At 39.7% G+C, this 26,251-nt stretch carries 16 protein-coding genes; 12 read left to right on the top strand and 4 right to left on the bottom strand.

All coding sequences use genetic code 11. The features are described from left to right. Positions 1-230 precede the first annotated feature (230 nt). Positions 231-449, top strand: coding sequence for a hypothetical protein (locus tag HEQ36_RS14790; RefSeq protein WP_053540569.1), 219 nt, complete (start codon positions 231-233; stop codon positions 447-449). A gap of 807 nt (positions 450-1,256) precedes the next feature. Here HEQ36_RS14790 and hisIE read toward each other — a convergent pair. Beyond that, on the bottom strand, positions 1,257-1,907 hold the full coding sequence (gene hisIE, locus HEQ36_RS14785; protein WP_053540570.1) for a bifunctional phosphoribosyl-AMP cyclohydrolase/phosphoribosyl-ATP diphosphatase HisIE: 651 nt from the start codon (positions 1,905-1,907) through the stop codon (positions 1,257-1,259). A 137-nt stretch (positions 1,908-2,044) separates the two neighbouring features. Between hisIE and hemL the strand changes: the two genes are divergently transcribed. From hemL to devC, 4 genes are all read left to right on the top strand, one after another. After that, the gene (gene hemL, locus HEQ36_RS14780) at positions 2,045-3,343 is read left to right on the top strand and encodes a glutamate-1-semialdehyde 2,1-aminomutase (RefSeq protein ID WP_053540571.1); all 1,299 of its coding nucleotides are present in this window, start codon (positions 2,045-2,047) and stop codon (positions 3,341-3,343) included. 293 nt (positions 3,344-3,636) lie between these two features. After that, positions 3,637-5,244, top strand: coding sequence for a serine/threonine-protein kinase (locus HEQ36_RS14775; protein ID WP_053540573.1), 1,608 nt, complete (start codon positions 3,637-3,639; stop codon positions 5,242-5,244). A 788-nt stretch (positions 5,245-6,032) separates the two neighbouring features. Further along, positions 6,033-7,250, top strand: coding sequence for an ABC exporter membrane fusion protein (locus tag HEQ36_RS14770; protein ID WP_168634712.1), 1,218 nt, complete (start codon positions 6,033-6,035; stop codon positions 7,248-7,250). A gap of 36 nt (positions 7,251-7,286) precedes the next feature. Further along, positions 7,287-8,462, top strand: coding sequence for an ABC transporter permease DevC (gene devC, locus HEQ36_RS14765; RefSeq protein WP_205748369.1), 1,176 nt, complete (start codon positions 7,287-7,289; stop codon positions 8,460-8,462). 517 nt (positions 8,463-8,979) lie between these two features. Here the strand turns inward: devC and HEQ36_RS14760 are convergent. After that, complete coding sequence (locus tag HEQ36_RS14760) at positions 8,980-9,591, bottom strand: hypothetical protein (RefSeq protein ID WP_205748368.1); 612 nt, start codon at positions 9,589-9,591, stop codon at positions 8,980-8,982. A 520-nt stretch (positions 9,592-10,111) separates the two neighbouring features. Between HEQ36_RS14760 and tilS the strand changes: the two genes are divergently transcribed. Next, complete coding sequence (gene tilS / locus HEQ36_RS14755) at positions 10,112-11,140, top strand: tRNA lysidine(34) synthetase TilS (RefSeq protein WP_168634711.1); 1,029 nt, start codon at positions 10,112-10,114, stop codon at positions 11,138-11,140. 406 nt (positions 11,141-11,546) lie between these two features. Here tilS and hmpF read toward each other — a convergent pair whose 3' ends face one another. After that, on the bottom strand, positions 11,547-13,301 hold the full coding sequence (hmpF, locus tag HEQ36_RS14750; RefSeq protein ID WP_168634710.1) for a pilus motility taxis protein HmpF: 1,755 nt from the start codon (positions 13,299-13,301) through the stop codon (positions 11,547-11,549). A 1,048-nt stretch (positions 13,302-14,349) separates the two neighbouring features. Here hmpF and HEQ36_RS14745 point away from each other — a divergent pair. From HEQ36_RS14745 to HEQ36_RS14720, 6 genes are all read left to right on the top strand, one after another. Next, positions 14,350-15,573, top strand: coding sequence for a response regulator (locus tag HEQ36_RS14745; protein WP_053540585.1), 1,224 nt, complete (start codon positions 14,350-14,352; stop codon positions 15,571-15,573). Between the two features lie 178 nt (positions 15,574-15,751). After that, complete coding sequence (locus tag HEQ36_RS14740) at positions 15,752-16,123, top strand: response regulator (protein WP_027404669.1); 372 nt, start codon at positions 15,752-15,754, stop codon at positions 16,121-16,123. A gap of 7 nt (positions 16,124-16,130) precedes the next feature. Beyond that, the gene (locus HEQ36_RS14735; RefSeq protein ID WP_027404670.1) at positions 16,131-16,664 is read left to right on the top strand and encodes a chemotaxis protein CheW; all 534 of its coding nucleotides are present in this window, start codon (positions 16,131-16,133) and stop codon (positions 16,662-16,664) included. Positions 16,665-16,695: 31 nt separating this feature from the next. Continuing rightward, entirely contained in the window at positions 16,696-19,590 is a 2,895-nt protein-coding gene (locus HEQ36_RS14730; protein ID WP_053540586.1) for a methyl-accepting chemotaxis protein, read from the top strand. 457 nt (positions 19,591-20,047) lie between these two features. After that, the gene (locus HEQ36_RS14725; protein ID WP_168634709.1) at positions 20,048-24,739 is read left to right on the top strand and encodes a response regulator; all 4,692 of its coding nucleotides are present in this window, start codon (positions 20,048-20,050) and stop codon (positions 24,737-24,739) included. Between the two features lie 342 nt (positions 24,740-25,081). Beyond that, the gene (locus HEQ36_RS14720) at positions 25,082-25,951 is read left to right on the top strand and encodes a branched-chain amino acid ABC transporter permease (RefSeq protein WP_039201322.1); all 870 of its coding nucleotides are present in this window, start codon (positions 25,082-25,084) and stop codon (positions 25,949-25,951) included. Between the two features lie 21 nt (positions 25,952-25,972). On the opposite strand, the gene psaX is transcribed toward HEQ36_RS14720, so the two are convergent. Then, positions 25,973-26,092, bottom strand: a complete 120-nt coding sequence (gene psaX / locus HEQ36_RS14715; RefSeq protein WP_028083170.1) for a photosystem I protein PsaX — start codon at positions 26,090-26,092, stop codon at positions 25,973-25,975. Positions 26,093-26,251 lie beyond the last annotated feature (159 nt).

The raw sequence follows: 26,251 nt of genomic DNA, 5'->3' as shown, positions 1-26,251 counted from the left end.
AGTTGACGGTTGACGGTTGACGGTTGTTTCCAAACGAAATTTTTCTGGAGTAATGTTGAATGATTGCGTAATAACAAACTATGGTGTTACTTGTAACTTAGTAAACACCATTTTGTAAACCTTCCTAGTAATTTTGAATGTGATTTTATTGAATATTTAGAAAAATTGGACTTTAGCAACCTTGGGAATAGGGATAGTTTGTTTGACAGGTGGTACAAAAAAGCCGACAAATGCACAATAAGAAAGATGGCGGAAAGAAGCAAGCGCTGCTGCAAGCAATTCGCAATGCGGAAATTCTAGCAGATAAAACTAAGAAAAACCCAGAGCAGCAATGGAATTTAGTTATTCATTGTGAAACAGCAGATCATAAATCAGATACCTTGAGTTGGTCGGAGTTGCTTAAATTAGCTACAACTAATGTTAATACAATTATATTTAGGGCTTGCTGAATAAGTTGTCTGCGAGGACAGGGAACTCTTAACTTTTAACTGGGAACAGTTTTAACTGTCTGGATATCCTCATGACTAAACAGCTTGTTTCATAGGGGATAGAGCCTGAAAGCCACGTTGAAAAAAGAGGTGCTTATTGCCATCATTGAGGTGACAGGTTTAACTGGTACTTTAGGACTCAATAACGTTACAACTACCTTGGTGTAGCTTCTGGTATCCTTTAGGCAAACCACGTTGTAGAGACGTTTCATGAAAAATCTCTACATCAGCATTAAACCATCCTGTAATTGATGAGATATGTAAGGGTAAAGCAGTGCTAAACCCCTAGGATATATCTAAGTTCAGGAGTATGGCTAACGCCACGCTGCGCTATCAGGGGGTAGGGGAGAATTAGCATTTTTTTTAAATTCATCTAAGATTGTATTAATAGTTATTTGGTTCTTCGGTTATTTTTATGGAAACCCTGGTTCAAAATCATTGAAAGCCCTATTGTGTAGGCATTTCATTGAAAATATGGAAATAATTGTTTATAACCCTTGTCCCGTAAGGGTTTTGTTATCATCAATCCTCAATCACCATAAAAGAGACGCAAGAGCCAGTTATTTTTAGGTTTTCTATTTTGTCTGAATCAGGATTAAAGGATTTTTAGGATTGTGATTTGTGGATTGTTGGTGAATTTTGTAATTCATTTTTTGTCTGAATCAGGATTTTCAGATTTCATTCTACCCAACCTACAATTTTAATTATCATCCTGTACATCCTGTACATCCTGGTTATCCTGATTCTGACAGTTATTAATAAATTAGCCTATTTCCTTCTTTCTTGTAACTTGCGATAAACTGCTTTTAAATCAACCTGATGATGAGCCAAAGCTACAAGAGTATGATAAAATAAATCCGCAACTTCGCCAGCGATCGCATCAGCATCATCATCTTTACAAGCCATAACTACCTCCGCACTTTCCTCACCAATCTTTTTCAAAATCTTATTATCACCACCAGCCAATAACTTACAGGTATAAGAATCTTCATTGGGGCGATCGCGGCGATCGCAAATTACCGCAAACAATTGTGATAAACTATCACCTGGTGGTGGTGTCACCGTGCCATCAACCTGATGAAAACAACTACGTTCTCCAGTATGACAAGCTACATCACCCAACTGCTCCACCCCGATTAACAGAGCATCACTATCACAGTCATAACGAATAGTTTGTACCTTCTGAATATGTCCAGAAGTTGCGCCCTTGTGCCAAAATTCCTGCCGGGAACGACTCCAAAACCAAGTTTCCCCAGTGTCCAAAGTCATTTGCAACGATTCCCGATTCATCCAAGCCATCATTAACACAGTTCCATCCAAATAATCTTGGATAATTGCCGGCACTAAACCCTTGTCATCGTAGCGAATTTTTTCCACAGGGATAGCAGATGAAAGCGATTTCAGTTCAGAAGAAGACATACCAGTTAATTTACAATAATTCTTTGACTCAAGATACCATTTTCAGCTAATCCCATACCAGAGAAATTCACAAGCAACTTTTCACCCTATCCTAAGATAGAAGCTCAATTTTAATCACCACCTCATAGGAGATACCCTTGGTAAACACCACAATTAAAACCACAAAATCACAAGAAATCTTTGCTGCTGCTCAAAACCTGATGCCCGGAGGAGTCAGTTCTCCCGTTCGCGCTTTTAAATCCGTCGGTGGACAACCCATCGTATTTGATCGTGTTAATGGCGCTTATATTTGGGACGTAGACGGCAACAAATACATTGACTATGTTGGGACTTGGGGACCAGCCATTTGTGGTCATGCTCATCCAGAAGTAATATCCGCACTACACACAGCCCTAGATAAAGGCACAAGTTTTGGCGCTCCCTGCGCTCTCGAAAACGTTTTAGCCGAAATGGTCATTGATGCTGTTCCTAGCGTCGAAATGGTCAGATTCGTCAACTCTGGAACAGAAGCTTGTATGGCGGTATTACGCCTAATGCGAGCCTTTACAAATCGAGAAAAAGTTATCAAATTTGAAGGCTGCTATCACGGACACGCAGATATGTTCCTGGTTAAAGCCGGTTCTGGTGTCGCTACCCTGGGTTTACCCGACTCACCAGGAGTACCCAAATCCGTCACCGCCAGCACCTTAACCGCGCCTTTCAATGATTTGGAAGCCGTAAAAGCTCTATTTGAACAAAACCCCCAGGAAATCGCCGGTGTGATTCTTGAACCCGTAGTTGGTAACGCGGGCTTTATTACCCCTGATGCTGGTTTCCTAGAAGGACTACGGGAACTTACCCAAGAGCATGGTGCATTACTGGTATTTGATGAAGTGATGACAGGCTTCCGTATTGCCTACGGTGGCGCACAAGCCAAATTTGGTGTTACCCCCGACTTAACCACAATGGGTAAAGTCATTGGTGGTGGTTTACCAGTCGGCGCTTACGGTGGTCGTCGTGAGATTATGTCTATGGTTGCCCCCGCAGGACCAGTTTATCAAGCTGGGACTCTTTCTGGTAATCCTTTAGCCATGACAGCGGGAATTAAAACCCTGGAACTCCTCGGTAAACCCGGTACTTATGAGTATTTAGAAAAAATTACTAAACAGTTAACTGATGGATTGCTAAAAATCTGCTCAGATACAGGTCATGCTGCCTGTGGTGGTCATATTAGTGCCATGTTTGGGCTATTCTTCACCGCAGGTCCTGTACATAACTATGAAGATGCCAAAAAGGCGGATACAGGTAAATTTGGTCGTTTCCATCGCGGAATGTTAGAGCATGGTATTTATCTAGCCCCATCTCAATTTGAAGCTGGTTTTACTTCTTTAGCACATACTTCCGAAGATATTGAACAGACATTAGCTGCTGCTAAAGAGGTACTGTCTAGTCTGTAAATAGGTAATGGGTAATGGGTAATGGGTAATGGGTAATAAATTCCTTGTTTCCTGTTGCCTATTACCTGCCTAAGGGAACACCAAAAAATAAATTACCCAATTTTGTAGGATGGGCATACTATGGCTAACGCCACGAGAAATTTTTGGGTATTTTTTTAATTGGAAGTCCCTTAGGGGAATCAAAAAATAAATTCCCGCTTCATATAACCTGGTGTAAATTTGAATTTGCTCTCCATAATGTAATAAGAGCATCATTATTCCCCTGAAGCTGTTACGCAGCGAGTTTACATTGCATGAGCTATTGCGTAAATCCCACCTGTTCCCATCCTATAAATTCAGCATCTAGTCTAATATGTCAGGCTTGTGGCTCGAAATTACTGTTGCGCGATCGCTTTTGCGTAGTTAAACCCATCGGTAAAGGTGGTTTTGGGGCAACATTTTTAGCAGTAGAGCAAAATCTACCTGGCAAACCGCTTTGTGTAATTAAACAATTACGTCCAGCAAGTACAACTCCGTACATATTAAAAATGGCACGGGAGTTATTCTCCAGAGAAGCAGAAACTCTTGGTAAAATCGGTAATCATCCCCAAATACCCAGACTACTGGACTATTTTGAAGATAACAATCAATTTTACTTAGTGCAAGAATATGTGAGCGGTTTGACTCTCCAACAAGAAGTGAAAAAAAATGGAGTTTATAGTGAAACCGCAGTCAGACAATTTTTAAGTGAAATCATGCCCCTGCTCCAATATATCCACGAGCAACAGGTAATTCATCGTGATATTAAGCCAGCTAACTTAATTCGTCGTTCTCAAGATGCCAGATTCGTACTAATTGATTTTGGTGCTGTCAAAAATAAAGTTAGTCAAGTCATAACCAATCAATCCGAACAATCAGCCTTAACAGCCTATGCAATTGGTACTGCTGGTTTTGCACCTCCCGAACAAATGGCTATGCGTCCAGTTTATGCCAGTGATATCTATGCAGTAGGAGTAACTTGTGTTTATTTATTAACTGGGAAAATTCCTAAAGACTTAGAATACAATCCCACCACAGGGGAAATGATGTGGGAACATCTGGTACAAGCCAGTGACCATTTTATTAAGGTCTTGAGAAAAATGTTGGACGTATCCGTCCGCAATCGCTATCAATCCGCACAAGACGTACTTACAGCTTTAGACATGGAGCCATATTTAGATAGTTTAGCCCAAGGCTTACTCTCTAAACCCTCTGAACCTACTCAGAATCATTCTTCAAATGCTGGGATTGATTCTATTAGTTATACTCGTGGTAACAATGATAATGTTGCGAAACTAGCGGCATCTATTCGAGCCAGAAAAGACAAGACACCAGCACCAGCAGACACAGAATGGAAACATGGACGCAATCAGGGACGCAATCAGGGTAGAGAATTGGCATCTAAATCAGCCGCTAGAGGTGTAAATAACGCTGATGATCCATTCTCTGTGCGGAAATTAGATTCCCCAGGTCTTCTAGCAGCTTATGAAAAAGGAAGACGGGATTTTGCGGGCTATAATTTTATCCGGTTGAGTGTATCTAGTGCTAACTTATCAGGAAGCAATTTCCATGCTGCTCAATTTCAGAAACCTAATTTTCAAGCAGCTAATCTTCACAATACTGACTTTGGTAGGGCAAGTTTACAACAAGCAAATTTCAAAGATGCGGATTTAAGTAAGGCTTATTTTAGTAATGCTGATTTAGAAGGTGCGGACTTCAGAGGTGCAAACCTCAGTCAAGCTTATCTAAGTCAAGCTAATCTACGAGGGGCTAATTTATCCGGTGCTAATCTCACTGGTGCTAAGGTGACTGACGAACAATTGGCTGTAGCTAAAATGAATTGGTTAACGGTACGTCCGAATGGTAAGCGCGGTTTATTTTAATTAAAGAAATTGATGAGTTATAGCAAATTGTAGATTAATGAGGTAAATGATCTAAATTCAAAGCCAGACAGCAAGCCAGTTTTACTCCTGACTCCTGCTGTATAAGTATTCATATTTCTATCTCATTTTGTCTAAGGGAACACCAAAAAATAAATTACCCAATTTTGTGGGATGGGCATCCTGCCCGTCCTTGATGATTAGCGGGCAATTCGGCCCGCACCACAAGAAATTTTTGGGTATTTTTTTAATTGGAAGTCCCTAAAATCAGTACGCAAGCAAAATTAATTAAGTAGGTTGACGTTGAAAATTGTCGTTATAGCAAGGCAAGAGGCAAGAGGCAATAGTAAAGAAGTTTTCAGCGATTTTACGTTTCTTTACACAGTTTGGTTTTATTGTGTTCACCTACTTATATAAAAAATTTGGATTTAATGTAGGGGTAGCGCCCCCGTGCCTACCCCGATATTTGCGGCAACCACAGGGGGTTGGCCTCCTACAAAATTGATTGGTTTAGGAATTTTAAAATGTTCAATTAATTTTGCACAGGTACATATACTAATTTTACGAAAACTGTCATCTGTTAACCATCTGACTTTCTATTCTGGGATATTATCTCTAAATGTTCGTTTCTGTCAAAAATTTAGAATTGATTTGTCATTTCTAATGCAATAAATTGACTAAATTACCTCGTTGAGTATAGGAACTACATTTTAAGATTTTCTAGGATTTCGTTTTCTACCAGATATTTTTCATTAACTAATTTTGAAACAGCACTGAAAAGGTATGCAGTTGTGCAAAACCACAAGCGACAAGGTTCATTATCTTCTCAGTTTATTCTCCGATTAGCGATAGCGAAGCGCTCCGCAGGAATCGCTATTGCCATGCTGGCATCTTTATCTATGGCTAGTATTAGTGTTTTTATTGTCCTCAAATCTCGGGATATAGATAATCAAAAACCAGCCAATCCTGTGGTAGCCGTACCAGAGATAAAAACCGTCACAGCACTGGGTAGAATTGAACCAGAAGGGGAAGTGATTAAATTATCAGCAGCGATATCTGGAGAAGGAAGTCGAGTTGAGAAGATATTAGTCAAAGAGGGGGATATGGTAAAAACAGGACAGGTAATTGCTATTTTAGATAATAGCGATCGCTTACAGGCAGAATTAACTGAAGCCAAAGCAGAAGTAAACATAATTAAAGCTAAAATTGCCCAAATTCAAGCAGGTGCTAAACCTGGAGAAATTACCGCCCAAAAAGCCATCATTGACAGATTAGCAGCCGAAAGTCAAGGTGATATTAATACTCAAAAAGCAACTTTAGAAAAATTGCAATCTGAATTACTCAATGCTGAAGCCGAAAATCACCGTTATCAAGAATTATATACAGTAGGGGCAATTTCCGCATCTCAAAGAGATAGTAAAAACTTGAATGTAGAAACTGCTAAAAAAAGTCTTCAAGCCGCACAGTCACAGTTAAAAAAGCTCGAATTAAGTAGTCAACAAAAAATCAAAGAAGCTTCCGCAACCCTAAACCAAATTTCTGAAGTTAGGAAGGTAGATGTACAAGCAGCAATAGCCGAATTAAATCAAGCAGATGCAGTAGTAAAAAAAGCCACTATCAATCTTCAAAAAGCCTATGTCAAATCTCCTCAAAATGGACAAGTATTTGAAATCTACACTCACCCAGGAGAATTAATTTCTAGTAATGGCATTGCTGACATTGGTAAAACCAGTCAGATGTACGTAGTTGCTGAAGTTTACGAAAGTGATATTACAAAAATTATTCAAGGAAAACAGGCGCGGATAGTTAGCGATACTTTTTCTCAAGAATTACAAGGAAAAGTAGAACAAATCGGCTTACAAGTAAGAAAGCAAAACCTCACCAATACAGATCCTTCCAGCAATATTGATAACAGAATAATAAAAGTCCACATCCGACTAAACAAAGCCTCTAGCCACCAAGCAGCTAAATTTACCAATATGCAAGTTAAGGCAATTATTAGTCTTTAGTCAGTTGTCAGTTGTTAGTTGTCAATTATCATTTCTATGATTAGTATTTTTCAAAAATTGTGCCGACGAACTCCTTTGGGTTGGTTACAACTTACCCATGAAAAAAGCCGTTTATTGGTAGCAGTATCTGGTATTGCTTTTGCCGATGTTCTTATGTTTATGCAGTCAGGTTTTCAAACTGCTTTATATGATAGTAATACTAGATTACATCGGAGTTTACAAGCTGATATTATTCTCATTAGTCCCCAAGCTCGTAGCTTACAAAGTATGTCTATTTTCTCTCGTAGACGACTTTATCAAGCAATGGATGTACCAGGGGTAAAATCGGCTGAAGCTATGTATTGTAACCATATTATTTGGAAAAATCCGCAAACACGATTAGAAACAGGAGTGTTAATTATTGGCATTAATCCAGATCAACCAGCGTTTGATTTACCAGAAATTAATCAACAATTACAAAAAATTAAATTACCAAATACAGTCTTATTTGATCGGGCAGCCAGAGGAGAATATCAACAAGCAATTAAGCAAATTCAACAAGGTAAAATTGTCACAACTGAAATTAATGGCAATACAATTACTATTGGTGGCTTATTTAAACTTGGCGCTTCCTTTGCGGCAGATGGCAGCTTAATTACCAGTGCCAATAACTTCTCCCAAATCTTTGCTAGACAGCCTACAAGCAGTGTGAGTATCGGTTTAGTTAAAATCAAACCAGGCTATAAAACCGATCAAGTTGTTGCCCAATTAAAGGCTTATTTAAAAGATGATGTCAAAGTTCTTACTCATAATGAATTTATTGAATTTGAAAATAATTTTTGGAGTAGTAATTCTCCCATTGGGTTTATTTTCAACCTCGGTGTATCAATGGGATTCGCGGTTGGAGTAATTATTGTTTATCAAGTTCTTTCCACAGATGTTAATGCCCATTTGCGAGAATATGCAACTTTCAAAGCCATAGGATATCGTCATGATTATTTACTAACTATAGTTTTTGAAGAAGCTTTAATTTTAGCAGCTTTGGGATTTTTTCCAGGGGTAGCTGTATCTTTAGGACTTTACCAACTAACCCGAACAGCAACAAATTTACCTATGTATATGACAATAATTCGTGGTATACAAGTCCTACTTTTAACTATAATTATGTGTGCTATTTCTGGGGCGATCGCTACTAGCAAACTCCAATCTGCTGATCCTGCGGATATGTTTTAAGAAGTATGTATAGGACTTTCTACTGTTATCAAATAACGTTTTTACCACCAGGTAGGGGCGGGGTTTCCCCGCCCTAGATTCTATTGCTAAATTATTTTACAAAATAAAAGCCTGAAATCTTTGCTAGGCAATCTTTTCGGGCTTTACTTCCTCTAAATTGTTAATTCTTTAATATCTGCGGACTGTGATATTAAACATTTTTCAGTGATTTTTTGCTTAAGAGAACTCTACAAAAAAGATGATCCAATCTTGTGGGATGGGCATCTTGCCCGTCCTTGTATTATTGGCACGCAAGATGCCTGCACCACAAGAAACTTTGGGATATTTTTTTAATTGGAAGTCCCTAAGTCTCATTTAGTAGCAATAACGAGGATATTGTCAGAAATATATAAGTAGGTGAACAGAAAAATTTAAAGGTATGTAAAGAAAAGTAAAATCACTCAAAACTCTCTTCCTGTTCCCTGTTCCCTTGCCCCAACGACAATTTTTAACGCCCACCTACTTACCCTATCTAGAATTAATTAACAATCTTGCTCGGATACACTCTAAAAGAATCGAAAAAATTAGTCGCTTCTGTGGTTAATTCATCCTTTGCCCTAGCTCCGATTAAATAAAGTCGTCGTTTGACCACATATCCTTGATATTGTCCTAGACTACCATCAGAATGTTGTACTAGCAACTCAATACCTGGATATCCTTCAATTACCATATTTGTGCTTTTCACAACTTTACCTTTTATATCCAGGTTTTTTCTCAGAGAGATTTGTAAAACTTCTCGAATCCCTTCCGAGTTTAAAGAATCAGTATCTGTCGGTAGGTCTCCATGAAAGATCATATATACTGTTTCTGTTGCCCTATTTTCTGTTACCCGCAGTTCTTTATTATTCTCTACTACATCTCCAGGCATCAAAATATTAAAATCTCCTTGTGGTCCCCAATATTCATCATCTGTGGCAATTTGAATTGGTTGTTTTCTGGTAAATTCTTTGGTTATATTCAGTCCTAAATTAATTGAAGAATTTTCTAATTTACCTTGATTTACTAATGCGATTGCTGGATTTTGTATGGACAACAAAGCTAGTGAGAACAGAGAACTTATAATTGGCTTTAAGTTGGGATTCAATTTCATAACTTATGGCTCCTGATAGTAAAATGTTATTCCTTAATTTTCAACCTGAAAAACGAAATTATTTTGAGTTAGAGACTGTGTAAAATTGACTTTGCTGCGATATCAGTAAAGTCTGTCCAGAATTTAACTGGCTTTGGTTATAAAAACATTGCTTCCCACCCCAGGTATGTCACAAAATTTGATATTGCTATTCAGTGGCATATCTCTCAAACACAAATGTGACATATTTACCTTAGTGGTGTCAACCCCATAACAAATGTCACTATTACACAAGTTGTAATAGTGACAAGCGTAGTTGATATTAACTTACTGTAAAATAGCCATAATTATGTGTGCTATTTCTGGGGCGATCGCTACTAGCAAACTCCAATCTGCTGATCCTGCGGATATGTTTTAATGTAGGGGTTTCCCCGCCCTCTATAAAGAAAGCGGTATAATCTAAATAATTACAAAATGACTTACATCAAAGTTAGCTAAGAGATACGCTGAAATTTTAGGTGATGAAATATTAAAAACTCTCATGACATGGACACCCCTCCACGCCCACATACATCGTACCATCCACACCCGTAATCTACTCCCACCCAAACAACATCTATTAGTTGCAGTATCCGGTGGACAAGATTCTCTATGTTTAATTAAATTACTATTAGACTTACAACCCAAATGGGAATGGAACATAGCCATAGCCCATTGTGATCATTGTTGGCGCGAAGACTCCCAAGCAAATGCTCACCACGTCGCCAATTTAGCAAAAACTTGGCACACACCCTTTTATTTAGAAACAGCCAATCAACCCGTCAAAAGTGAAGCCACAGCCAGAAATTGGCGATATCAAGCCTTAACAAAAATTGCCCAATGTTATAACTATCAATATATTATTACCGGACATACCGCCAGCGATCGCGCCGAAACCTTACTATACAATTTAATCCGGGGTACTGGCACAGACGGTTTACAAGCATTAACTTGGCAACGTCCACTCACCGAAAATATTACCCTAATCCGTCCACTCCTAGAAATCACCCGTTCCCAAACAGAACAATTTTGCCAAAAATTTCATCTGCCAATATGGGAAGACTCCACCAATCAAAACCTCAAACATCCCCGTAACCGCATTCGTCAACAACTAATTCCATATCTCAGAGAAAATTTCAATCCCCAAGTAGAAGCCAACCTAGCCCAAACAGGAGAACTACTTCAAGCAGACGTAGAATTTCTCGAACAAACAGCCCTTCAGTGGCGGCTAGAAGCCTCAGCAGATGGTGATAAAGACAATTTACAAATAAACAGGCGAATATTACAAAAAGCACCCCTAGCAGTCCAACGTCGAGTCATGCGTCAGATCCTCCAAGAAATACTTCCCCATGCACCCAACTTTGAACACATTGACAAACTCACAGCCCTAATCACAGCCCCCAATCGCTCCCAAACAGATCCTTTCCCCGGTGGTTTGACAGCCATAGTCCAAGGTGACTGGATTAACCTGAGTTCGGTGTTAGGAGTTCGGAGTTTCTCCTTCGGAGACGCTACGCGAACAGAGTTATGATTTTTTCAACGAGATCATAAGGGTTTGAGACTCATATTTGGGGCAGTTTTCCAAAAATTATCTTATGTCGAACTCGGGTTCACGTGAGTTCGGAGTTAGGAGTTCGGAGTTTCTCCTTCGGAGACGCTACGCGAACGGAGTTATGATTTTTTCAACGAGATCATAAGGGCTTGAGACTCCTACGTGGGGTGAGTTTTCCAAAAATTATGGTTATGTCGAACTCACGTAGGTTCAATTAATTATTTTCGGCGATTACATTATTGCCTCTTGCCCCTTGCCTCTTGCCTCTTGCCCCTTGCCTCTTGCCCCTTGCCTCTTGCCTCTTGCCCCTTGCCCCTTGCCTATTCCCTGTTCCCTGTTCCCTGTTCCCTTTTTTTTGTAATAAATTAGACTTTTCAAACACCCTCTAAGAAACCAACACCTCCGGTAGATTTATAAAACTCTCAATCACCTGACGCAGATCAAAAACAACCTGAAGCTGAGAATCACCAAATGCTTGCACTTGAGTTAAAGATTCACAAATCTTTTTTAACTGCTCCTGTAACCTATCAAGCTCATCCTGAATAGGTTGCAGAGCTTCCTGATAAAGATTCACTCTCCCCCAACATTCAGCAGTTGCAGTTCGTAAATTAAGTAATTGCTCCTGAATAGAATCAACTTCCTGACGCTTTACTTCTACCTCCTGAGTTTGATGATCAATAGCCCCTTGATCTGCTGCAATAGTAGCAAGTATCAAAGCTATATCACTTTCTAGCTTCTCAATTTCCGCAGATTTTCGCTGTTTCTCCGCTGCAAATTGGGAAACCAGTAATTCTAAATCACTAGATTCCCCCTTAATCTCCACCGAAATCCCTTGTCTTTGCCACAATACCACTTGATTCTGCTGAAGAGTTTTTTGTTGTCCAATCAAATTGCGTCTTTGTCCCACCAAACTCTCGTTCAGCATCTGATAAAGATCCTGTTCATCCACTAATTCTAACTCTAAATTTACCAGTTCCTCCCCAGTGGCATGAACAATTTTTTGTTGAAGTTCTTCTATAAGTTCTTGCTTGTATTCAAGCTCCTGCTCCTGTTCCTGCACAAAATTAGAATCCCTATCTAACTTCTCCTGCCAATCTTGCACCATTTTCTCCAATTCTTTCAGAGGCATTTGTTGCAAAGCCGTCACATCAACTTCCGGTTTAGCTACCTCAGCAACAGTCTTAGTCGCCAAAAGATGCAGCTTTTGGTAAAATTCCTCCTCAGTTTCTAAATACTGTTTGAGTATGGAAGTTAATTCCTGTTTACTATTAACTATTGTTATTTGTGATTGTAACTGGGTGATTTCTTGTGCTAGAGAATCCTGTGCCTGTTGCAATTCATTTTGGCGATCGCCCAAAGTTTGCACCAGTTCCTCTCCCTCCCTTTGCTGCTGATTAGCTGCATGACGTTGGATATCCAACTTTTGCCAATGCAAGTTCAAAACATCCTGCTGCTTATTGGCAAATTCAGAAGCGTAATCAAGACTTTCCTTAACTATATTAATAGGAGCAGATGTAGCAGATAAACGATTAAGCAAATCACTTAACTTTTGACCACGCTCATTATCCACAGATTGAGACTGCTGAAGATTTAATCTGATCTCCTCTAAACAGCGCTGCTCAACGCGCAGATGTTCCCAAGCACCTTCTAAATCCCGGCGATTACGTTCAACTTCTGCCCGTAACCGCTCAACTTCCGTGCGAGACGTATTAATCAAGTGTTGTTGTGTATCTATCCGTTTAGAGTCATCCTCCAGTTTTTGTACCTCGTCCCACCGGGATTCCATTTCTATTTCCCGACGATTCAGTTCCTGAATTTGTAGCTTCAGCGACTGTTTCCACTGGTCAATTTCCTCCTCCTTAAATTTAAACTTTTCCACCTGTCGGGAAAAATTTTGCAAAATATTCACCAATGGACGACCAGCATCTTGAATCCGCTGTACTTGACGATTTGGACTCAAATCCACCAGTACCAATGCACCATCATTCAATTTACTTGCTTCATCAGTAACAATCATTTCGTCCGGGACTGGACTCCAATTTTGATCAGCACGTTGACAAGCGATCAATTTTAGTTCGCTTTTGCCACCGCCACTAAGTAAGCCACCTTTCTGTTTTTGTACTTCTGCTAAATACAGCACACCGTCAATCCTTTTGATGTACTTTGTGTCCGTGTTCTAGGATATACCGTAGATGATTCTGTCAACTTGGTTTTGTTCAACATTAGTCTAGCAGCACAAGGAAGATAAAACTATTTTCTTAGATATCATGTATATTAATACTTGCTGATACTTAATTAAAATCATTCTTACTAACCCCCCCCGATTATATATTCTCAACCAATAGTCTGAGAGGTTGTTTGAAAAGTATTAGATGAAACCGATAATCTCCAGAAACCTAACCCCCCTTCCCTACCTCTACCTAACTCTCTCCTCAGAGGCTATCACACACAAGTCAAATTACCCCCCTTAATCCCCCCAAAGCATCGGGGGAAAAACGGAAAAATTAGTTCCCTCCCCAAAGCAAAGGGGAGGGTTAGGGTGGGGTAATTTGAGGAATAATGGTGATTCGATAACTTGTGTGTACACCGTAGCCTCTATAAGGGGGGAGGGAAAAGGAATAACATTTAATACTGGAGAGGTTTACCAGAAGGGTTTATTTATACATTAAAAACTTTTCAAACATCCTCTGAGGATAACTATCATAAGAATACCCGGTAAGTGGGAAACGAGCGCGTCTTTAGACCTGAGAGGGAAACGACACGAGCGGTTTTAACCGCTGTGGATATTAAAATTGAAACCAGATTTTTGATTGGAACCTGGAAACCAACTCCCATTTCTGGGGTAATGTTAGCTAGATGCCTCCGGCACGCTGGCGCGAACGACCTGTTATAAGAGCTTTTTAGACTTAGGACTTACCCAGTACCCACCCTCAATTAGTTTTAGTAAGCATTGCTACTTTATACTACTTAATATCATTCAGAAATCATGGACAGTCAAAATCAGAAAGCAAAGAGTAAGCTGTAGGAGAAGCCTATCAAGAAATTTATGAGACTCGGAAATTTTATTTATTAATTTAGACTGAGTTTAACCTATAGAAATAAACATTGTGCCGTTGCGAGGTATGAAACAGCTAGTCAAAATCCCTCAAATAATAACACTGGAACATCAAGGAGTGCTTTGTAGCTAAATGCAGGGAAACTTAAATGAGATTGATATTTGCAGTATTCTCCAACTAATTGAGTTAGGACAACGGACTGGACAATTATGGGTAGAAGCCCGCACATCATATCCAAGTCACCAACTCAGTGGAGAAGAAACCTTCAAAAATCGGCAAGGAGGAGAAAATACACCACAATCATGGTTTGTATTTTTTCTCAACGGTCAAATCGTCTATTGCCAAGCAGATGACACTAGCTTATCGCGGATTGACGATTATCTCCGTTATTACCGAGTCGAACAGCCGCTTGAATCTAAACAACTGGCATCTCTAGCAGTCACTAATTCTCCAGAATATGCTTATATTTGGGCGCTTTTGGAGCAAAATATTATCACTCCGAAAATTGCTCGGACAATCATTTATGGCTTAGTCCAAGAAACTTTATTTGATCTGTTGAGCTTGCACCAAGGCAGTTTCATCTTTGAATTAGGGACAGCAATAGTACCACAATTAACCACCTTAGAAATTGCTCCATTAGTTGCCAAAATCACCAAACAAGTGCAAGAATGGAAGCAATTATACCCACATATTCAATCTACAGAACAATTACCCATTTTAGCCGATATGGCTAAATTAAGTGCCTCCTTACCAGAAGATACAGTCAAAAAATTACATAAATGGGCTGATGGAAAAACTTCTCTACGCCAACTAGCTCGCTATCTCAACCGTGATATTTTAACTTTAGCAAAAGCTATATATCCTTATGTGCAAGAGGGTTGGCTACATTTAGTATATTCAGACACATATAAACTTAGCAAAGAAAAACAAAACCTAGAAACAAAAAAACATAAAGGGCGGGTAGTATGTATTGAAGATACATTAGTGATTTGTGAGACGATAGAATCTATTCTAAAATTGCAAGGTTATGAAGTGATTTCCATCACTCATCCCTTACAAGCTTTGAGTCTCGTCTTTCAACTCCAGCCAGATCTAATTCTCTGCGATATTGCCATGCCAGTATTAGATGGTTACGAGATTTGTGCCATGTTACGGCACTCCACAGTATTTCGGTCTGTGCCAATTGTTATGCTGACTGGCAAAGACGGATTTATTGATCGCGTTCGTGCCAGCATGGTAGGGGCAACTGATTATCTGACTAAGCCTTTTACAGATCAAGAATTGCTCATGCTAGTAGCACAATATCTCAACTTAGATCATTGTCCAAGTGTGCAAATAGGAGATAAGACTTGTTGATTGAGGACAAGATAGGGTAAAAGATGTGATCACAGGAATAAAATTTAGTTGTTTAACTCTCTTCCATACACAGTAAAGTAGGGAAATAATAGACTTAATTTATACAGTTAATCTTTGCCATCACCGCAAATTATTTTCCTCAACGGAAAATCTAAATCAGGAGGCTAAATAGACATTTATGAGCACAATTCTCATTGTTGAAGACAGTATTGCCCAGAGGGAGATGATTACAGACCTACTGAAAGCTAGTGGCTTAAAAGTTACTCATGCCAGCGATGGTGCAGAAGCTTTAGAAGCGATTCAAACCACACCTCCCGATTTGGTGGTTTTGGATATTGTCATGCCCCGCATGAACGGCTATGAACTCTGCCGACGATTAAAATCTGATCCTAAAACCCAAAATGTTCCTGTTGTCATGTGTTCTTCTAAAGGTGAAGAATTTGATCGCTATTGGGGAATGAAACAAGGGGCAGATGCTTATATAGCAAAACCTTTCCAACCAACTGAATTGGTAGGAACAGTCAAACAACTCCTGCGAGGACAAGGATGAAAATAATATGGTTAGTAAACCAGATTTTTTAAGTGGTACAGGGCAAGATCAATTTCGTCCCGAATTACAACTAGAAAGTCCTGAAGGTGAGTTGCATTTGCGGTTTTATCTGCCCTCACGTCAGGAGTTTGCCCTGCAAGCCACGGGAATTCGGGAAGTAATTGAACTTAGTCCTGATCAGATTACACCAATTCCTAACACATCGCCCTTACTATTAGGTACGCTAAACTTACGGGGGCGCTTGATTTGGGTGGCTGATTTGGGTCAATTTCTGGGGGAAACAACGCCATTAAACACGGATTGCTCAGAAATTCCAGTCATTGCCATTGAAGATCAAGATACGATAGTAGGCTTAGGGGTAGAAGAAATTTGTGGGATGGACTGGCTTGATGTACAGTATCTAATGCCACAAAATAACGTACCAGATGCAATGGCTCCGTTTTTGCGTGGAGAATGGTTATTTGATACAGAAAAAGAAAAAAAATATTTGCGACTACTGGATCAGATAGCAATTTTGCGAAGTGCGCGGTGGGCAGGGTGAAATTAGTCGGAATTCAATTGGGAGGGAGGAAATGGAAACACGTATAAATTCTCAAGAAATAACTTATGATAGAGCTAGAACAGCCTATGAGCAGCAAGATTATGAATTAGCTGCGATAGTGATTAATCAGTTGATGCAGAATTCACCAGATGACCCTGATTCACATTTGCTAAAGGGACACATCTACTATATGTTGCAACAATATGATGTAGCTAGGAGTGAGTATCAAATAGTATTGCGTCTAACAGATGATCAAGAAAGTGTTAGTCTTGTTCATAATTGTCTAGCAACTATAGATCAGTTTACACAGCCTTTTGGTGATGATGAATCTCTGTCTCAGGGGACAACTGAAGTATCTTTAGATTCAGGAGTTATGGGGAATTGGCATGGTAGCAACCTGGAAATGAACTCCTTTGAAGAATACGAATCACCCCTGGATATTCAAGAACATAATCCGTTTAGTGATCCAGATAGTCTAGAATTTGATAGCGATTCATTGGATACTGCCACGACTGATAATCCCTTTGGCTTATCTAGTGAATATCTCGCGGATAATCCGATATCAGATCAATTAGAATTATCACCTTTTTGGCAAGAAGGAAGTTCTGCCGGTCATAATCATGGGGATATTAATAACAATCTAGCTAATGGCAGTTCAGTCATGAGTAATGGTGAGGAGAGCTATTCACCTTTTGCAGAAACTAAATTATCGGTTGATGATGATTCTGAAAATCAGACTGAGCTATTCATGGGGGAAGATGAAGATATAGATAAATTGATGGATGATAATTCTCCAGACTTAACCACTAGTGTAAAAAATACATATTTGGAGATTAATGAACAGGCTATCAACAACGATAATAATATAGGAAATAATTGGCAAAATAGCCAGGAAGAGGACTTTTCTCTCAGTAGCCAAGATAGTTTACTGCATAATATATCCGGGGAATCTGCACCTAGATCACAGACCCAACTTAATCAGCAATCAGGATCATTTATCAACGATTCTGTACTACCACAACGGCAGTTTAATTTCAACTCCTCGTCAGGAAAAAATAATTTTGATGATGATAGCTTTGATTTAGATGCGTTTGAATCGGCTTTTGGGTCAGAGGCTGAAGTAGATTCGGGGATTGAAACCTTCGTTTCCACTCAAGATACCAGTAATATCTCTAGTGGAAATATTCGCAAGAACAAAGATTTTCTCAACGACTTTGATGAATTTGATGATCTAGGTGATATCCCCGGCTTTGAACTCACTGAAGATGATAGTTTTGATGATAGGCGAATGCTGTCAGAATCCCTGGATAGTCAGGTAAATTCCCAAGCTCAATTTGTGAATAACTCATTCGCTAATGAAAGAGGGGATGCTTATCAGGATCTCAGTCATCGTGATGAAGAACTATTCACAATTACAGGTGATCAAGAAGCATCTCGTATATTTACTCAATCAGACCTTGCGAGGACAGAACCAATTGTCACCTCAGAACAAGGGCTATTTGGACATTTTGAAAATGCCTCCTTAGACCATAAACAATGGTGGATAGCTGGCAGCGTCGGTTTGGTATCAATGTTGGGTGTAGCTCTGGTTAGTGCTTTGGCAATTTCCATTTCACCGGCTCAACAACGGGAATCCGTGAGAAATACAGGGTTGTTAATGGCTTTGGCTGCGGGAGCTACAGGTGCAGCTACTGCCGGGTTTATGGGGAATCTCACGCTTAAACAAATTCGCCGGACTACAAAGGACTTACAAGCTCAGTTTGATTCTGTGCGTCAAGGTAATTTGAATGTGGAAGCTACTGTTTATTCACAAGATGAATTAGGCTACTTGGCTACTGGCTTTAATGATATGGCTAGGGTAATTTTCACAACTACCAATGAGGCGCAACGTAAAGCCATTGAGATGGAAGAAGCGAAGGAAAACCTTCAACGTCAGGTAATTCGCCTTCTGGATGACGTAGAAGGAGCAGCTAGGGGAGATTTGACGGTTCAAGCTGAAGTCACAGCCGACGTACTGGGAGCGGTAGCGGATGCCTTTAACCTGACAATTCAAAACCTGCGGGATATTGTCCAACAGGTGAAAGTGGCGGCACGGGATGTGACTAAAGGTTCAACTAATTCAGAAACCTTTGCGAGAGCTTTATCTGGGGATGCTTTGCGACAGGCAGAAGAGTTGGCTGTGACTTTGAATTCTGTACAGGTAATGACATATTCCATTCAACGGGTAGCAGAGGCGGCCAGGGAAGCGGAAACTGTAGCCCGTGATGCTAGTAAAATTGCTCAGAAAGGGGGCGAAGCGGTAGAAAATACGGTGGCAGGGATTTTGGAAATTCGGGAAACTGTGGCAGAAACTACTCGCAAAGTGAAACGTTTGGCGGAATCTTCCCAGGAAATTAACTCTATTGTTGCCATAGTTTCACAGATTGCTTCTCGAACTAATTTATTGGCTCTTAATGCCAGTATTGAAGCGGCGAGAGCAGGAGAAGCGGGTCGAGGGTTCGCTATTGTGGCTGATGAAGTGCGACAGTTGGCTGATCGATCTGCGAAGTCTTTAAAAGAAATTGAGCAAATCGTGATGCAAATTCAGAGCGAAACTAGCTCAGTGATGACAGCTATGGAGGAAGGGACACAACAGGTAATTCATCAGACTAAATTAGCAGAAGAAGCCAAGCGATCGCTAGATAATATCATCCAGGTAGCCGATCACATTGATATTTTAGTACGATCAATTACCAGTGATACCGTAGAACAAACGGAAACCTCCCGTGCTGTCGCCCAAGTCATGCAATCTGTGGAATTAACAGCCCAAGAAACCTCTCAAGAAGCACAGCGGGTTTCTGGAGCTTTGCAACACTTAGTGGGAGTGTCCCGGGATTTAATTGCCTCCGTGGAACGCTTCCGAGTGGAAACTATCGAATCTAGGTAAGAGGCAAAAGTCAAAAGGCAAAAGGAACAATTAATGTCTACCTCTATGCCTAGTAGTCTGTCAACCCGAAAATGACGGGTGAAGGCAAGCAGGGGGAGAATAGAGGCAGGGGGGGCAGGGGAGAGAAGAACAGAAGTTTTTTCCGATCATTACCCGTCAAAATAAATTTGACAGACCACTAGTACAACGCGGTGTAAATAAACCAACCATTCTAAATCGTTAAAAAGCCTATAAGTAGTCGGACAAAATTAAATTCACTCGTTGAGAGAGGGAACAGGGAACTTTTAACTGGGAACAGAAAAATCAATTGTGTAATTAATTCTGTCCCATTACTTACTGTCTTCGTTTTGACTTTTGACTTTTGACTTCCGCCCTGCGGTACTAGTCTGTTAACTTTTTTGTTTGCCATGCGCCTTTTCTTGCACCTTTTACCTGTAGTAAGCCGATTTAATTAACTATGCAGCCGGAACAACAACAACGGATTTTAGGTTACTTTCTCGAAGAAGCCAGAGAACACCTAAACACTATTGAACAAGGATTACTGAATCTTCAAGGAACCCTGGAAGATTCAGAAATGATTAATGAAGTCTTCCGTGCAGCCCACTCTATCAAAGGTGGTGCGGCTATGTTAGGTCTGAGTAGTATTCAGCACACGTCCCACCGTCTTGAGGATTGCTTCAAAATTCTTAAAGAACATCCTATTCAAGTAGACCAAAGATTAGAGTCTTTGCTACTGGACATCTGTGATACATTAAAAGCCTTGATAGACAATCTTGGCAATCCCTTTGGGTTATCAGAGGAAAAAGCTCAAGCTTTGATGTCAAAAACTGAACCAGTCATGCAATGGCTGAATGAGCATATAGAACTACTGCTAAAACAGGGTAATAATCAAGTATTAAACCCTAGTAGCGCATCTCCTACCCGGTTGCACATAGAGCCACCTGTTTCCCCACAGATACAAAATTCACCGATACCAAGTAAACAAAATCAGGATTGGACAGAGTTTCAAGCACAGGTGTTACAAGTTCTGCGGGAAATGTTGCAACAGTTTAAAAAAACTAACATAGAGACTTCCCGTAACAATTTACAAGAATGCTGTCATCAATTAGTAAAAATCGGTAGAGAATTAAATTTATCAAATTGGTGCAATCTGTGTGAATCAGCAGCCCTGGCTATATCCAATCCCGATAATAGTTATTTAACTTTAGCCAAAATAATTATTACTGAAATTAAGCAAGCGCAAGAATTAGTTCTCCAACATAGAGATGGGGAAATTACTATTAGTCAACAATTAGAAAATCTGTTTCCTCTTGTACAACTGGAGTTATTAGAATTTGCAGAAACGGAAACTGGGGAAACTTTATTTACAGATACGACAGAAATAAATTTAGAACCCAACATCAATGGATTTACCGATCCAGCTTTGTTTGATCATCAATCAACTGTGACTGAGAAATCTCCAGAAATAGGAATCTCTGAGTTAAACACTCTGGCTGATTTATTTGAAGGCGATACCCCCGATTTAGAAAATAATTGGCAACAAGAAGAAATATTAGAAGATATCACCAACTATCAGTTACCAATTATCAACAGTGAAGTTGAAGAGAATAATCACAATTTAGCTGATTTACTCTTCTTTGAAGATGACAATATACATAAGATAACTGCAAATAATCATGAGGATTTAAGTCTCTTATTTGATGATAGTTTATTAGAATCAGGGGATATAGCGGAAACAGTTAGTTCTCAACCGATAGAACCTAGTAATCTGTTGTCAAATCATACAGATTTACAATTTCCATCAGATGATGTGTTGCTAGAATTAATCTCAATTTCTAGACAATCTCGGCAGCCTAATTCTGAAAATGAGACAAATAGCAGTAATAATTTAGAAGAATTATTGACTTTCACAGCCGATGATGAATTAATATTTACAGATGAAACAACTGAATCAGAAAATACTGCGATAGCAGAAATAGCTACAGAACCTCAAATCAATTTTGATAATTCCTTTTTATCGGCAAATACAGATGCCAATTTTCCAGTAGAAGTTATTCCTACCAATGTAAAAACATCAAAAATAAAACCATCGGCACCAGAAAGTTTATCATTAGATAATTTATTTACAGCGGTAAAACCCCAGCCACCCCTGGTCAATGAAATTGATGATTTATTCAGTACACCAGAAATAACAACTAATCTTGCTAATTCAGTAGATGATCCAGATAACTTCTGGGATGATCTAGGCATAAGTGACTCAGAAAACACCTCTGTAATTAGTCAAGATATAGCTAAAGAACTAGAGGAGAGTTTATTTAGTGCATCTCTTGAAATTGGCACAAAATATCAGCAATTAACGACAAATAATCATGTAGATAAAAAAGGGTTTAATCCAACTTCCCAAGAGGAATATTTTGATTTATTCTTCACGTCAGATAGCGATACTGGGGCGGAAGCCATAGATAATTTATTTGATGATTTTATAGATGCCAACTCTAACAATGTTTCCCAATCTAGAGAATTATTTCTACCAGAAATTAATAGTTTTTCTCAACCTCCAGAAGTAACAGCAGATCAAGAAATTTTTGAGCCTGTTGAAGATGGCAATGATGACGGTTTGATTTTGTTTGAAGAGGAAATAACATCTTCTAAATCCGACACTAATCTAGATTTTACCTCTAATTTTGCAGATTTCAACTTAGAATTAGACTCAATTTTGCTAACAGCAATAACTACAGATAGTGCCGTAGTGGATGAAACTTACTCAGAATTAGAGTTAGACAACCCATTACAATCATCTTCAATAGATGATTTTGCGGCAATAGAAGCATTATTGGATGAACCTGTAGAAGATATAGTAGAAGCATCTTCAATAGATGATTTTGCGGCGATAGAAGCACTCTTATCCACAGCATTAGGAGAAATTACTAATCAGGAGTCAGAATCTATCCCAGGGGAAGATTTGGCAGCATTAGAAGCATTGTTGGATGAGGTGGGAGACAAAGAAGCACAGATAATTATTGGACAGACACCAGTAATTGTTCGACCTGTAGTAACGAACTCTCAAAATACTTTTTCTTCCTTGGGATTAGAAGATGAATTTAGTGAATTAGAGGATTTATTAGAACAGGCTGATAAAACAATATCTGGCTCGTCTGCCGCATCAGGAAAAACTTCTACTAGCAAAATCCCCATCCCCCGTCCGACAACTCGACGAACGATAAGAGAAGAAAGTATGAAAATTCCAGTTAAGCAACTGGATGATATGAGTAACTTAGTCGGGGAGTTGGTGGTAAATCGGAATACATTAGAGCAGGATCATGAACGTCTGCGACAGTCTCTAGATAGTCTTTTGGTTCAGGTACAGCATCTATCAGATGTGGGAGTGAGGATGCAGGAATACTACGAGCGATCGCTCTTAGAAGCCTCTCTCCTATCCAGTCGCCGTTATCGAGAACATGATGGACCACCATCAGGCAATTCCCATAATCGCGGGTTTAGCGAAATTGAAATGGATCGGTTTACGCCCTTCCATATCCTGGCACAAGAAATGATTGAGTTCATCGTGCGAGTCCGGGAGTCAGCCAGTGATATTGACTTTGTTACCGAAGAAACAGAACAGGTAGCAAGACAGTTACGCCAAGCAACTAGTCAACTACAAGAAGGATTGACAAAAGCCCGAATGGTTCCATTTAGCCAAGCTGTTGATCGGTTACGGCGAGGGGTGCGGGATAATGCCATTAGATATGGCAAACAAGTAGAATTAGTCACAGAAGGAGTGGATACCTTAGTTGACAAGATGATTTTGGATCGTCTCACAGATCCATTGACTCACATGGTCAATAATGCGATCTCCCACGGCATTGAAACCCCAGAAGTTCGGGAAGCCGCAGGTAAATCACCCGTAGGTATCATTAATATTCGCGCCCTACAACAAGGAAACCAAACCATTATTTCTGTTAGTGACGACGGTGCAGGTATTGATCATCAAAAAGTTAAAAACAAAGCCGTTAAAAAAGGTATCCTTACCCCCGAACAGGCAAAAACCATGTCTCGGATTGATACCTACGAACTTTTATTCCTCCCCAGCTTTAGTACCGCCGATGAAGTAGACGATATCAAAGGTAGGGGTGTGGGCATGAACGTCGTCCATAACGATATCAGCGAAATTCGCGGTACTGTTGGTACTGACTCCACACTAGGTCAAGGAACGATCTTTACCATTCGTCTACCACTGACCCTAAGTATTTGTAAAGCCCTATTCTGCATTTGCGATCGCACCAGAATCGCTTTTCCAATGGATGGTGTGGAAGATACCCTAAATATTCCCAGCAAAAACATTCAGCAAGATGCTGACGGAGAATCATTTATCGTCTGGAGAGAGATTATTCTGCCCTTCAAGCCTTTAAAAGATATCTTAGTTTTTAACCGTCAACTTAGTCGTGGCAACATCTATGGGACTAAAAAAAATGATGACATGATTTCTGTCATCGTTATCCGTTCAGGCAATACAATGATCGCTTTACAAGTTGATCAAGTCCTCAGTGAACAAGAAATTGTAATTAAGCAATTTGAAGGACCAGCACCTAAACCAAGTGGCGTAGCTGGTGCTACAGTTCTTGGTGACGGTATGATCATGCCCATTGCTGACGTACTAGAAATCATTGACATCTTCCAAGGCAAGATGTCTAAACATATCGGTGGCAATTGGCAGCAAACAAATTCACCATCAGTAAACACCATCTCCGCTGACAAAGTAGAAACAACAGTATTAATCGTTGATGACTCCATCACAGTTCGAGAACTTCTATCTCTTACCTTCAGCAAAGCTGGTTATCGGGTAGAACAAGCCCGTGATGGGCAAGAGGCATGGGATAAACTTCGTTCCGGTTTACATTGCGATATCGTTTTCTGTGACATTGAAATGCCTCGTTGTGATGGATTAGAACTGCTGTCTCGAATGCAGAAAGATGGTTCTTTTGGCAACTTACCTATCGCCATGCTTACCTCTCGTGGTGCAGATAAACATAGACAAATGGCAATACAACTTGGTGCTAGTGGCTACTTTACTAAACCCTATTTAGAAGAAGCACTTTTAGAAGCAGCCTCGCGGATGCTAAAAGGAGAAAACGTCGTAGTTACAGCTTAATGAAGAATACTAGGGTAAAAAGTATCCTCCAGTAATTTACAGTCGGGTAAAAAATTGCTGGTGCTGATGATTAACCACGCTTTTATTCCTTAAAACCAAACTGTGTAAAGAAACGTAAAATCGCCCAAACCCTCTTCACTCTTGCCTCTTGCCTCTTGCCTTTTGCCTTGCCATAACGACAATTTTCAACGCCAACCTACTTATTAACCTGCAAGTGCTTTTTTAGATGACCCATAAACGGCATTTCTGAATGTGACGGAGATCCTAAAGATGATTGGATACAATCATTTACTGAATAACAACTTCAAAAATTCACAATAATTTCACCATAACTTCATATTTATGGATATTACACAATTTGCTCAATTAATTATCAACGGTATCGCTGTCGGTAGCATTATCGCCTTAGCAGCAGTAGGACTGACCTTAACCTATGGGATTTTGCGGTTGTCTAATTTTGCCCACGGTGATTTTCTCACATTAGGAGCTTATTTGACTCTCATGGTCAATGCTATGGGTCTAAATATTTGGTTGTCAATGATTGTGGCTACCGTGGGAACTGTGGGAGGAATGTTACTAGCAGAAAAATTGCTATGGTCAAAAATGCGGTCTATCCGTGCTAGTTCGACAACACTGATTATTATCTCTATCGGTCTAGCTTTATTTCTCCGCAATGGGATTATTTTTCTCTGGGGAGGTAAAAACCAAAATTATAATTTGCCCGTGATTCCGGCTTTAGAATTTGGGACTTTAAAAGTACCGCAAAATCAATTATTGGTACTGGGATTAGCTATTTTGGCGATTTTATCGCTACACTACTTGCTACAAAATACGAAAATTGGTAAGGCAATGCGGGCAGTAGCTGATGATTTAGATTTAGCTAGAGTATCTGGTATTAATGTTGATAGGGTAATTTTGTGGACTTGGGTAATTGCTGGGACATTCACTTCTTTAGGTGGGAGTATGTACGGGCTAATTACAGCAGTGCGTCCAAATATGGGTTGGTTTTTGATTTTACCTTTGTTTGCTTCAGTGATTTTGGGGGGAATTGGTAATCCTTATGGAGCGATCGCCGCCGCCTTTATTATTGGTATTGCCCAAGAAGTTAGCACCCCTTGGCTAGGTTCACAGTACAAGCAAGGTATAGCTCTACTAATCATGATTGTGGTGCTGCTTATTCGTCCCAAAGGTTTATTTAAAGGCACGATTTAAACAGCACCGATCTAGTTCTAACTATTCAATGATGTGGAAGTAGTAAGCTGCTACCAAAAAGTTAACAGCCAAAAGTAACAACGCCCAGCCAGTACGGAAAGCGTAGGAAGGTTTAGCAGCGGGTTTGCCTTTAGCAGTCATAAGCGGTTCTCCTAATTTAGTGACTTTTTAAGAAATAGCAAACTCACGCGCCAATTTTGCAAATTCTTTAAAAATATTTTTGTAACCCACATTCCGCAGGTGTTTTTTGAATTTTCGGAATTATCCATAACCCAATGATAACAAGGCTTTCAGACAATG

It is taken from the genome of Anabaena sp. 54 (assembly GCF_017355725.1).
GTDB lineage: Bacteria > Cyanobacteriota > Cyanobacteriia > Cyanobacteriales > Nostocaceae > Dolichospermum > Dolichospermum heterosporum.
This window is presented reverse-complemented; position numbering and strand designations above follow the sequence as displayed.

Bases quoted from the DNA above. Each gene is read 5' to 3' on its own strand.
- HEQ36_RS14725 (WP_168634709.1), top strand. From the start codon at position 20,048: ATGCAGCCGGAACAACAACAACGGATTTTAGGTTACTTTCTCGAAGAA.
- psaX (WP_028083170.1), bottom strand. From the start codon at position 26,092: ATGACTGCTAAAGGCAAACCCGCTGCTAAACCTTCCTACGCTTTCCGT.
- tilS (WP_168634711.1), top strand. From the start codon at position 10,112: ATGACATGGACACCCCTCCACGCCCACATACATCGTACCATCCACACC.
- HEQ36_RS14740 (WP_027404669.1), top strand. From the start codon at position 15,752: ATGAGCACAATTCTCATTGTTGAAGACAGTATTGCCCAGAGGGAGATG.
- HEQ36_RS14775 (WP_053540573.1), top strand. From the start codon at position 3,637: ATGAGCTATTGCGTAAATCCCACCTGTTCCCATCCTATAAATTCAGCA.
- hisIE (WP_053540570.1), bottom strand. From the start codon at position 1,907: ATGTCTTCTTCTGAACTGAAATCGCTTTCATCTGCTATCCCTGTGGAA.
- HEQ36_RS14735 (WP_027404670.1), top strand. From the start codon at position 16,131: ATGGTTAGTAAACCAGATTTTTTAAGTGGTACAGGGCAAGATCAATTT.
- HEQ36_RS14720 (WP_039201322.1), top strand. From the start codon at position 25,082: ATGGATATTACACAATTTGCTCAATTAATTATCAACGGTATCGCTGTC.
- HEQ36_RS14790 (WP_053540569.1), top strand. From the start codon at position 231: ATGCACAATAAGAAAGATGGCGGAAAGAAGCAAGCGCTGCTGCAAGCA.
- HEQ36_RS14745 (WP_053540585.1), top strand. From the start codon at position 14,350: ATGCAGGGAAACTTAAATGAGATTGATATTTGCAGTATTCTCCAACTA.
- HEQ36_RS14730 (WP_053540586.1), top strand. From the start codon at position 16,696: ATGGAAACACGTATAAATTCTCAAGAAATAACTTATGATAGAGCTAGA.
- devC (WP_205748369.1), top strand. From the start codon at position 7,287: ATGATTAGTATTTTTCAAAAATTGTGCCGACGAACTCCTTTGGGTTGG.
- HEQ36_RS14760 (WP_205748368.1), bottom strand. From the start codon at position 9,591: ATGAAATTGAATCCCAACTTAAAGCCAATTATAAGTTCTCTGTTCTCA.